This window comes from Methylobacterium sp. CM6246 (assembly GCF_054818005.1).
Window position 1 is genome coordinate 2,618,259 of record NZ_JBTXKY010000001.1, and the last position, 9,012, is coordinate 2,627,270.

Consider the following 9,012-nt stretch of genomic DNA (forward strand, 5'->3'; position numbering starts at 1 on the left):
GGCCGGGAGCGGTTCTACACCGTCAGCCTGGCATCGTTCTAAACCGTGATCGGGCCCGGCGTGGATTGAGTGCGCCTGTCCGTTCCAGCCCGCGGTTGACGAAGCCCATCCGCGAGGGATCATGGCAGGTTCAACCATCTCGGCCGGCAAGAAGGCGGACCGGAAGGCGGGCGCGCCGCTTCCCGCCACCTACGTCACGGCGTCCGGCCTGCCGCGCCACCATCCGGTGTCGCAGGCGCTGCACTGGGTCACGGCGGCCCTGGCGCTGGCGGTCCTGCCGCTGGCCTGGGTGGCGGTGAGCCTGCCGCCGGACCCCGCCAAGGGCAGCCTGTTCGTGCTCCACAAATCGGTCGGGCTGACGATCCTGGCGATCGTGGTCCTGCGGATCGTCTGGCGCATGATCCGGCCGGCGCCGCCGGATCCCCAGGCGCCACGGCTGCTGACGCTGATCGGTCGCGTCAACCATTGGCTGCTCTACGCGATCTTCCTGATCATGCCGATCAGCGGCTACCTGCTGAGCGCGCTCTCGGGACGGTCCACGCCGTATTTCTGGCTGTTCACCATCCCGGGCCTGACCAAGGACGACGGCGCGCAGAAGATCGCCGAGTCGATCCACCTCGTCGGGCAATGGTTCGTCTACGCCCTGGTGCTGCTGCACGTCGCCGGCACGGCCTGGCACCTCATGATCCGCCGGGACGGCCTGCTGGAGCGGATGCTTCCGGTCCAGGACGGGCGCGGATTGCGTTGAGGCGGTCGCCGCCGGGGTGGATACCGGCAGGGCGTCGGCGAGCGCGTCACATCCAGGACTGAACGCCGTCCCCGATTGCACCGCGACCGGGAACGGCGCTCGGATCAGTCGACCCGGCGCAGCACGAAGGTCGTCCCGACCTCGGGCTCGCGCCGCCAGCGGCCGTCGCCGCTCGGCACCAAGTCGATGGTGTGGCCGCGCTTGGCGGTGAGCGTCATGCGGCCGTTGGCGTAGCGCCAGCGGACGGGATCGAACACTTCGAGCCCGCCATCGTGGCAGCCCGGGACCACGTGGACGCCGCCGCCGGCCCCGTCGAGGGTGATCCGGCAGGTGTCGCGCTCCTGGAATCGATCGAGGGCATAGGTGCCCGGCGCGGGCCCCGGCGCCGCCGTGGCGGTCGCGGCCGTGGTGCGCTGCAGTTCGGCGGGCACCGACGGCGCCGTCTGCAGCGGAGCGTTCGTTGCGGGCGCCGCCTCGATCCCCGCGATGGCGGGGGGAGCGGGCGGGCGCATCGCCGCGATGTCGAGGGGCACCAGGCTGTAGGTCTCGCCACCGTCCGGCTTGGCGACGAGGCTGCGCTGGTCCGGCCGCCGGACGAATTCGAGGATCGGGCGGACGTTCCGGTCGACCAGGCGCACGCCCCGGTCGCTGAACAGCCAGCCGGCGACGCCGTTCACGATCGGCAGGGCGCGCCGGCACCCGGCCGGGAAGCTGATGCGCTGGCCGGCCTCGCCGTTCTCGCTCCGCAGGGTCATGACGCAGCGGCGGTTGGTGCCGTCGCGCGACAGGTCCCAGGTCCCCGGCACCTCGCTGAGCCGCTCGGGGAGGCTCGGCGGGGCAGGGGGGGCCGCTTGTATCGCCGTCGGGGGCGCGGCGAGCGTCCCCGGGTCCAGGAGGCTCGGCTCGGGGGCCGTGGAGGGGGCGGCGAAGTCCTCCTGCGCCGTCGCCGGCCGCGGCGCCAGGGCCAGGGCGGCGAGCAGCGCAGCCTGTACGGGTCTCACGCGGGCGGGCTCCAGGGTGTCTCGGTCACGGGGGTCAGCGGGCCCCGACCCTCGAACCACGACAACACGTTGTCGACCACGAGTTGGGCCATCGCCGTGCGGGTATGCTCGGAGGCTGAGCCGACATGCGGCAGCAGCACGGTCTTGTCGAGGGCGGCCAGCTCCGCCGGCACGTGCGGCTCGTTCTCGAACACGTCGAGGCCGGCCCCCAGGATCGTGCCCGCCTGAAGCGCGGCGATCAGCGCAGCCTCGTCGACGAGGCTGCCGCGGGCGACGTTGATCAGGATGCCCTCGGGTCCCAGTGCCTCCAGGACGGCGGCATCCACCAGCTTGCGGGTGTCGTCGCCCCCGGGGGCGACCACGATCAGGATGTGGACCGCCCGCGCCATGGCGATCAGGCTGTCGTGATAGGTGTAGGCGATGCCCGCCTTCCGGCTGCGGCCGTGATAGTCGATCGTGACGCCGAAGCTCTCCAGGCGATGGGCGATCGCCTGCCCGATCCGGCCGAGCCCCAAGATGCCGACCCGCCTCCCGCGCAGGGACGCGGTGAGCGGGAACGGCGCCTTCGGCCAGTGGCCCGCCCGCAGGTAGCGGTCCGCCTGCGGCAGCCGCCGGACGGTCGCCAGCACCAGGCCGACGGCGAGGTCGGCGACCTCGTCGGTGAGCACGTCGGGCGTGTTGGTGACGACGATGCCGCGCCGATGCGCCTCGACCGCGTCGACGCCGTCGTAGCCGACGCCGAAATTGGCGATCAGTTCGAGCTTCGGCAGCCGCTCCATCAGGGCGGCATCGACTTGGCCGCCGACGCAGAGCCCCCGGATCCGCGGCCCGATCTCGGCCAGCTTGGCGTTCGGATCCGCGACGCCCGCGAGCCGGTGCACGGTGAAGCGCTCCTCGAAGGCGGCCTCGACCAGCGGATGCATCGTCTTGAGCAGCAGGATCTCGGGCGGCGCTTCGGACATCTCACACTCCCTGTTTGGCCGCTCGCTGCTGCGACCGGCGGTTTGGATCCGGCATAGGGCCTGCCGCCGGTCCGGCGCCAGCCATGCCCGGCCCCGGGCGGTGACATCCGGCGGCCGGCGCCGTGCGGCAGGGCGAAGACACGACGGGACCTGGACACGACGGGACCAGGACACGACGAGACGAGGACTCGCCCCTTTCGAAATTCGCCCGCGATGCCTACTAAGGAAGACGCATTATCGCGAGAGCTCTGCACCGATCCCATTCGAAGACGAAAACCGATGACCAGCCCGCGCACCCTCTACGACAAGATCTGGGACGACCACGTCGTCGATGTCCAGCCGGACGGCACCAGCCTCCTCTACATCGACCGGCACCTCGTTCACGAAGTCACGAGCCCGCAGGCGTTCGAGGGTCTACGCGTGGCCGGCCGCAAGGTGCGCCATCCCGAGAAGACGCTGGCGGTGGTGGATCACAACGTCCAGACCACCGACCGGTCGAAGGGCATCGACGATCCCGAGAGCCGCACCCAGCTCGAGGCGCTGGCCGAGAACGTGCGCGACTTCGGCATCGAGTTCTACGACGCCCTCGATGTGCGCCAGGGCATCGTCCACATCATCGGGCCCGAGCAGGGCTTCACGCTGCCCGGCCAGACGATCGTGTGCGGGGATTCGCACACCTCGACGCACGGCGCCTTCGGGGCACTGGCGCACGGCATCGGCACCTCGGAGGTCGAGCACGTGCTCGCCACGCAGACGCTGGTGCAGAACAAGGCCAAGAACATGCGCGTCACGGTGGACGGCGCGCTGCCGCCCGGCGTGGGCGCCAAGGACATCATCCTGGCGATCATCGGCGAGATCGGCACGGCGGGCGGCACCGGCCACGTGATCGAGTATGCCGGCGAAGCGATCCGCGCCCTCTCGATGGAGGGGCGGATGACCATCTGCAACATGTCGATCGAGGGCGGCGCCCGCGCCGGCCTGGTGGCGCCGGACGCCACGACCTACGCCTACGTCAAGGATCGCCCGAAGGCCCCCAAGGGCGCGGCGTTCGACAAGGCCCGGGCCTACTGGGAGAGCCTGCTCACCGACGAGGGCGCGTTCTTCGACCGCGAGGTGCGCCTCGACGCCGCGAGCCTGCCGCCGATCGTCAGCTGGGGCACCAGCCCGGAGGACGTGATCTCGGTGCGCGGCCGCGTGCCGGATCCGGCGGCGATCGTGGACGAGAACAAGCGCCAGTCCAAGGAGAAGGCGCTGGCCTATATGGGCCTGACCCCCGGCACGCCGATCACCGACATCACCCTGGACCGGGTGTTCATCGGCTCCTGCACCAACGGCCGGATCGAGGACCTGCGGGTCGTCGCCCAGATGGTCGAGGGCCGCAAGGTGCACGAGAGCGTGTCCGCCATGGTGGTCCCGGGCTCGGGGCTGGTGAAGGCGCAGGCCGAGGCCGAAGGCATCGATCGGGTGCTGAAGGCCGCGGGCTTCGATTGGCGCGAGCCGGGCTGCTCCATGTGCCTCGGGATGAACGCCGACCGGCTCAACCCGCTGGAGCGCTGCGCCTCGACCTCGAACCGCAACTTCGAGGGCCGTCAGGGCCATCGCGGACGCACGCACCTGGTCTCGCCGGCCATGGCGGCGGCGGCCGCGGTCGCCGGCCGGTTCGTGGACATCCGGGATTGGCCGCGCGGCTGAGGCGCAAAAGGCACAAATCGCGATTGACGGACCCCACGCGTCCGCATAAACGAAGCCGTCGCCGGCCAATTGCCGACGGCGAGCCCAGGTGGCGGAATTGGTAGACGCGCTGGTTTCAGGTACCAGTCTTGCAAGAGGTGAAGGTTCGAGTCCTTTCCTGGGCACCATCAGCCGCCTAAAGCGCTGATCCGCACAACACTCTCTCCCCAGACCATGACACGGGACCGGCCATCGCCGCCGGTCGGCGCCGCTTCGGATCCCTGTCGTTCGAAGCCGCATGTCGTCATCCGAACCCAGCTTCGCGCGACCGAGACCTGTCACGACGGGGCCGCGCGCCGTATCCCGGTGTCGCCCGATTCGCGCTGGCCGCATGGCCGGCAGGCGAAGCGGGCCGGAAGGAGAATCACCGGATGACGAAGTTCTCCGCGACGCTCGCGGCCGCGTTGCTCATGGCCGCGTCGCCCGGCCAGGCCGCCGACGCCCAGCCGCAGATCCAGGCGGACGAGGGCGATCTCGCCGAGAAGATCGTCGGAACCTGGGAACTCGTCTCCTACCAGGTCGAGGACAAGGCGACCGGGTCGCTCATCGACGCGATGGGCAGCGCGCCGCGGGGCCGGGTGATCTTTACCCCGGATGGCTGGGTCGCGTTCAACCTCGAGGGCACCGACCGCAAGCCGGCCGAGACCGATGCCGATCGCGCGGCGCTGATGAAGACGCTGGTCGCCTATATCGGCCGCTACCGGATCGAGGGCGACCAATGGATCACGACGGTCCAGACCGCCTGGGCGCCGGAATGGGTCAACACCGAGCAGCGGCGGACGATCAAGATCCATGGCGACGAGGCCGACGTGACGACGCCCTGGCGGATCATGCCCAACTGGGATGCCGGCCGACTCTCGCGCAGCATCATCCGATTCCGGCGCAGCCGATAAGGGCGGCTCCCGCCATGCCGCCCGCGCGCACCCCGCATGTTCCGCACAGGACAGGCGGCGGCGTTTGTCCTACACCACAGATTGTCCTTTCAGACCTCATCCTCTAAGACGCGGTGAACACGCCGCCGCGCCAGATCGGCCGGCGTCTTTTCACCGTCGAGACTCGCCGATCACCGCGCGACCTCTGGATCGGGTCTTGGCTCTATTCGGCGCTGCCACGTCGAACCCGGCCGTCGACTGGGAAAAGACGCTTCTATCCGGCCCTGCACTTCCGGAAGCTGACTTCGGAAGCATCGACGGCGCACAAGACAAGAAACGATCGCACACGATCGATCACGCGCTGCGTGCCGCATCATCCGCGGGGGAACGTTCCGGAAGGCTGGATGCGCGGGGCTCCCGTCGCATCGATCCGACGCCTTCTGTGCCGGGACGTGCCAGCCGTGCATGCCCGGCCCTCAACCGATGAGATGTGGCGATGCGTGCCGACGACACCAACAAGCCCCGGTCCCCGCGCGACACGCTCGCCGTCAGCCGGCGGCAGCTCCTCGGGACGGCGGCCACCGGGCTCGCCGCGGCCTCGCTGCCGAGCGCCCTCGCGTTCGCCGACAGCGCCGACACCAAGGTCGACGTGCTGCTGATCGGCGGCGGCATCATGAGCGCGACGCTCGGCGTGTGGCTGAACCAGCTCGAGCCCACGTGGTCGATCCAGATGGTCGAGCGCCTGGATCAGGTCGCCCTCGAGAGCTCGAACGGCTGGAACAACGCCGGCACCGGGCACTCGGCGCTGGCGGAGCTGAACTATACCCCGGAGAAGAAGAACGGCCAGGTCGAGATCGCCAAAGCGGTAGAGATCAACGAGGCGTTCCAGGTCACGCGCCAGTTCATGGCCTCGCTGGTCAAGGCCGGGGTGCTGAAGAACCCCCACGCCTTCATCAACTACACCCCGCACATGAGCTTCGTCTGGGGGGACGACAACATCGCCTACCTGCGGAAGCGCTGGGAGGCCCTGAAGGCCAGCCCGCTGTTTGCCGGCATGGAATTCTCGACAGATCCGGAGCAGCTCAAGACATGGGTGCCCCTGATGATGGAGGGGCGCGACCCGGCCCAGAAGGTGGCCGCCACCTGGTCGCCGCTCGGCACCGATGTCGAGTGGGGCGAGGTCACCCGCCAGTACGTCGCCCACCTGCAGGGCCAGCCGACCTTCAAGCTGAGCCTCTCCACCGAGGTCGAGGGCATCGCCAAGAACGCCGACGGCTCCTGGCGGGTGACGTCGCGCAACGTGAAGGATGGGTCGCGTCGCAGCGTCGACGCCAAGTTCGTGTTCATCGGCGCCGGCGGCGGCGCCCTGCACCTGCTGCAGAAATCGGGCATCCCGGAGGGCGAGGATTACGCCGGCTTCCCGGTCGGCGGCTCGTTCCTGATCAACGAGAACCCGGACGTCGCGACGCTGCACCTCGCCAAGGCCTACGGCAAGGCGTCGGTCGGCTCGCCCCCGATGTCGGTGCCGCACCTGGACACGCGGGTGCTCGGCGGCAAGCGCGTGATCCTGTTCGGACCGTTCGCGACCTTCTCGACCAAGTTCCTGAAGGAGGGCTCGTATCTCGACCTCCTCAGCTCGACCACGACCAGCAACATCTGGCCGATGGTCCGGGTCGGCCTGGACGAGTATCCGCTGGTCGAGTACCTGGCCGGCCAGCTCATGCTGTCGGACGACGACCGGATCGCGGCCCTGCGCGAATACTTCCCGAAGGCCAAGAAGGGGGAGTGGCGCCTGTGGCAGGCGGGTCAGCGCGTGCAGATCATCAAGCGCGACCCGAACAAGGGCGGCGTGCTGAAGCTCGGCACCGAAATCGTCAACGCCAAGGACGGCAGCATCGCCGCCCTGCTGGGTGCCTCGCCGGGTGCTTCGACGGCGGCGCCGATCATGCTGCAGGTGCTGGAGAAGGTGTTCGCCAAGAACGTCGCCACGCCCGAGTGGCAGGCGAAGATCCGGCAGATCGTCCCGAGCTACGGCACGACGCTCAACGACGACCCCGCCCGGGTCGCCCAGGAATGGGCCTATACCAGCGGGCAGCTGCAGCTGCCGGCGCCGCCCCGGATCGACACGGCAGCGCTCAAGCCCGTGCCGGCGAGCAGTACCGTGCTGAACAGCAGCGACACGCCGGTCCCGGCGCCGGTCCACGACCTCGCGCCCTGAGCGCGGTCTCTCCCGGGCCTCGTGCGGACGCACGGGGCCCGGGGCCGGCGGCGTTTCGCAATCCCTCCGGAATCGGTTTCGGACAGGGGGCTCTACCGGGTGGCGCCGTGCGCGATGTGCAGCCAGCCGAAATCCACCGGATAACCGAGGCCGTGCAGCATCTTGACCCGCTTCCACGAGGCCGAGCGGGCCGAGCCGGCGTCCTGTCCGGCCTCGATCTCCGCGGATTCCATCTCCTGAAGCTCCTGGGTCAACGCCTCGCGCAGCCCCGTCGCCTTCATGGCCCCGAGGGCCGCGGTGAAGGCCTGCTCGGTCACCCGCACCTGATCGCAGATTTGACGCACGCTCATCAGTCTTGAGCCCTTTGCACTGCCGTTGGACCGCTATTGCGCAGTCATCGGGTCTTAGCATCCGCGGCAGCAACGTCAGATGTACGTCTTTGGTGCAGACAGGTTTAGTATCCAGCTTGGTAAAGCCGGCCTTCTGGGGCGCTCGCGGCCGGGATCGATACCGGTTCGGGGAAAGCAAGCCCGTCGGATCAAGGACCGAGGGCGGTTCCGGACGGGGCCGGCGGCGTTCGGGAAAAGGCGATGCGGCCCAGGCGTCTAGCGCAGCGGCAGCCAGCCGAGGCGGCGCGTCACCCGGGACGGACGGCGCCAGCGCCGCTTGCGTCCGAACGTCCTGCGCGAGTCGAGGATGCCGGATCCGACCTCATCCTTCTGGATGATCCGGGGCTGCACCGCCGCACCGATGGCCACCAGGGCGGCCGATCCGACCAGCGCCATGATCGCGGCACCCCAGAAAAGACTCTCGAACATCTGGTCCTTCCCGCCGGCATTTCCTTTTATAGGCCTGAAGTCTGATCGAAATTGCGGCAGAAGCTAGACTGCGCAGATTATTTTGCACACTTATCAGTATCGCCGCGGGTGGCTTTGCGGTGTGCAACCCTTGCGGCGGGCCATTTCCGCTGCGGCGATCCCCGCGAGCCTGGCCAAGGCCGGAGCGCGCGGCAGCGCCCGATACCCCCGATCCCCACCCCAACGCCGCGCTCCACCCGCTTCGGCGACCGTGGTTGCAAATTTTACGAAGCGTTCATCCTGCGGGTGTCCACTTTACGCCACCAAGGCCAGGCAAGCCTTCGGTGGACCACGCCACCCGCGACGGGCCAGGGACCGGCCCACAGGACAGATCACACAACAGGGATCCGAGACCGATGCCGCGCAAGACCGACACGACACCGCAAGAGCCGATCATGGAGCTGTGGCGGATCCTGGCGCTGGCGCTGATCGTCGCCGCCGGGATGCTCTTCGTCCATCTGGTCGTCCCCACCGAGGCCGAAGCCCTCGACAGACCGGCAAGCACCGCAGCGCTGCGCTGACGCACCCGTCCCAGTCGCCGTCTCTCTCGTTCGGCACGGCTGGACGGCGGACCGGCGGCCTCGTCGGCGAGGCGAAGGCCGCGGGCTCCGTCCGAGGCGGAT

Annotated in this window: 9 protein-coding genes and 1 tRNA gene; 6 read left to right on the top strand and 4 right to left on the bottom strand. The window is 69.4% G+C overall.

Features of this window, described 5'->3' with window-relative positions:
• Nucleotides 1–121 precede the first annotated feature (121 nt).
• On the top strand, nt 122–748 hold the full coding sequence (locus ACYQPG_RS12855) for a cytochrome b (RefSeq protein WP_147938119.1): 627 nt from the start codon (nt 122–124) through the stop codon (nt 746–748).
• Between the two features lie 104 nt (nt 749–852).
• On the opposite strand, the gene ACYQPG_RS12860 is transcribed toward ACYQPG_RS12855, so the two are convergent.
• Together ACYQPG_RS12860 and ACYQPG_RS12865 are read right to left on the bottom strand one after the other, a co-directional pair.
• A complete protein-coding gene (locus ACYQPG_RS12860) occupies nt 853–1,749 on the bottom strand; it encodes an AprI/Inh family metalloprotease inhibitor (RefSeq protein ID WP_147905800.1) in 897 nt (298 codons plus the stop codon).
• A complete protein-coding gene (locus ACYQPG_RS12865) occupies nt 1,746–2,711 on the bottom strand; it encodes a 2-hydroxyacid dehydrogenase (RefSeq protein ID WP_147905801.1) in 966 nt (321 codons plus the stop codon). The genes ACYQPG_RS12860 and ACYQPG_RS12865 overlap by 4 nt, the downstream gene beginning before the upstream one ends.
• Before the next feature lie 279 nt (nt 2,712–2,990).
• Here ACYQPG_RS12865 and leuC point away from each other — a divergent pair, with 279 nt between their 5' ends.
• From leuC to mqo, 4 genes are all read left to right on the top strand, one after another.
• A complete protein-coding gene (leuC, locus tag ACYQPG_RS12870; protein ID WP_147905802.1) occupies nt 2,991–4,403 on the top strand; it encodes a 3-isopropylmalate dehydratase large subunit in 1,413 nt (470 codons plus the stop codon).
• 82 nt (nt 4,404–4,485) lie between these two features.
• Nucleotides 4,486–4,570: transfer RNA gene (locus ACYQPG_RS12875), tRNA-Leu, on the top strand.
• 243 nt (nt 4,571–4,813) lie between these two features.
• On the top strand, nt 4,814–5,335 hold the full coding sequence (locus tag ACYQPG_RS12880; protein ID WP_147905803.1) for a lipocalin-like domain-containing protein: 522 nt from the start codon (nt 4,814–4,816) through the stop codon (nt 5,333–5,335).
• Between the two features lie 475 nt (nt 5,336–5,810).
• Nucleotides 5,811–7,532, top strand: coding sequence for a malate dehydrogenase (quinone) (gene mqo / locus ACYQPG_RS12885; protein WP_461231091.1), 1,722 nt, complete (start codon nt 5,811–5,813; stop codon nt 7,530–7,532).
• Nucleotides 7,533–7,624: 92 nt separating this feature from the next.
• On the opposite strand, the gene ACYQPG_RS12890 is transcribed toward mqo, so the two are convergent.
• A complete protein-coding gene (locus tag ACYQPG_RS12890; RefSeq protein ID WP_461231092.1) occupies nt 7,625–7,882 on the bottom strand; it encodes a hypothetical protein in 258 nt (85 codons plus the stop codon).
• 255 nt (nt 7,883–8,137) lie between these two features.
• On the bottom strand, nt 8,138–8,350 hold the full coding sequence (locus tag ACYQPG_RS12895) for a hypothetical protein (protein ID WP_147905806.1): 213 nt from the start codon (nt 8,348–8,350) through the stop codon (nt 8,138–8,140).
• Between the two features lie 395 nt (nt 8,351–8,745).
• Between ACYQPG_RS12895 and ACYQPG_RS12900 the strand changes: the two genes are divergently transcribed.
• Nucleotides 8,746–8,910 (top strand): hypothetical protein, encoded by a 165-nt coding sequence (locus ACYQPG_RS12900; RefSeq protein WP_461231093.1) that lies wholly within the window; start codon nt 8,746–8,748, stop codon nt 8,908–8,910.
• Nucleotides 8,911–9,012 lie beyond the last annotated feature (102 nt).

Coding starts and splice junctions, on each gene's coding strand:
- ACYQPG_RS12855 (WP_147938119.1), top strand. CDS start 122: ATGGCAGGTTCAACCATCTCGGCCGGCAAGAAGGCGGACCGGAAGGCG.
- ACYQPG_RS12865 (WP_147905801.1), bottom strand. CDS start 2,711: ATGTCCGAAGCGCCGCCCGAGATCCTGCTGCTCAAGACGATGCATCCG.
- leuC (WP_147905802.1), top strand. CDS start 2,991: ATGACCAGCCCGCGCACCCTCTACGACAAGATCTGGGACGACCACGTC.
- ACYQPG_RS12880 (WP_147905803.1), top strand. CDS start 4,814: ATGACGAAGTTCTCCGCGACGCTCGCGGCCGCGTTGCTCATGGCCGCG.
- mqo (WP_461231091.1), top strand. CDS start 5,811: ATGCGTGCCGACGACACCAACAAGCCCCGGTCCCCGCGCGACACGCTC.
- ACYQPG_RS12890 (WP_461231092.1), bottom strand. CDS start 7,882: ATGAGCGTGCGTCAAATCTGCGATCAGGTGCGGGTGACCGAGCAGGCC.
- ACYQPG_RS12895 (WP_147905806.1), bottom strand. CDS start 8,350: ATGTTCGAGAGTCTTTTCTGGGGTGCCGCGATCATGGCGCTGGTCGGA.
- ACYQPG_RS12900 (WP_461231093.1), top strand. CDS start 8,746: ATGCCGCGCAAGACCGACACGACACCGCAAGAGCCGATCATGGAGCTG.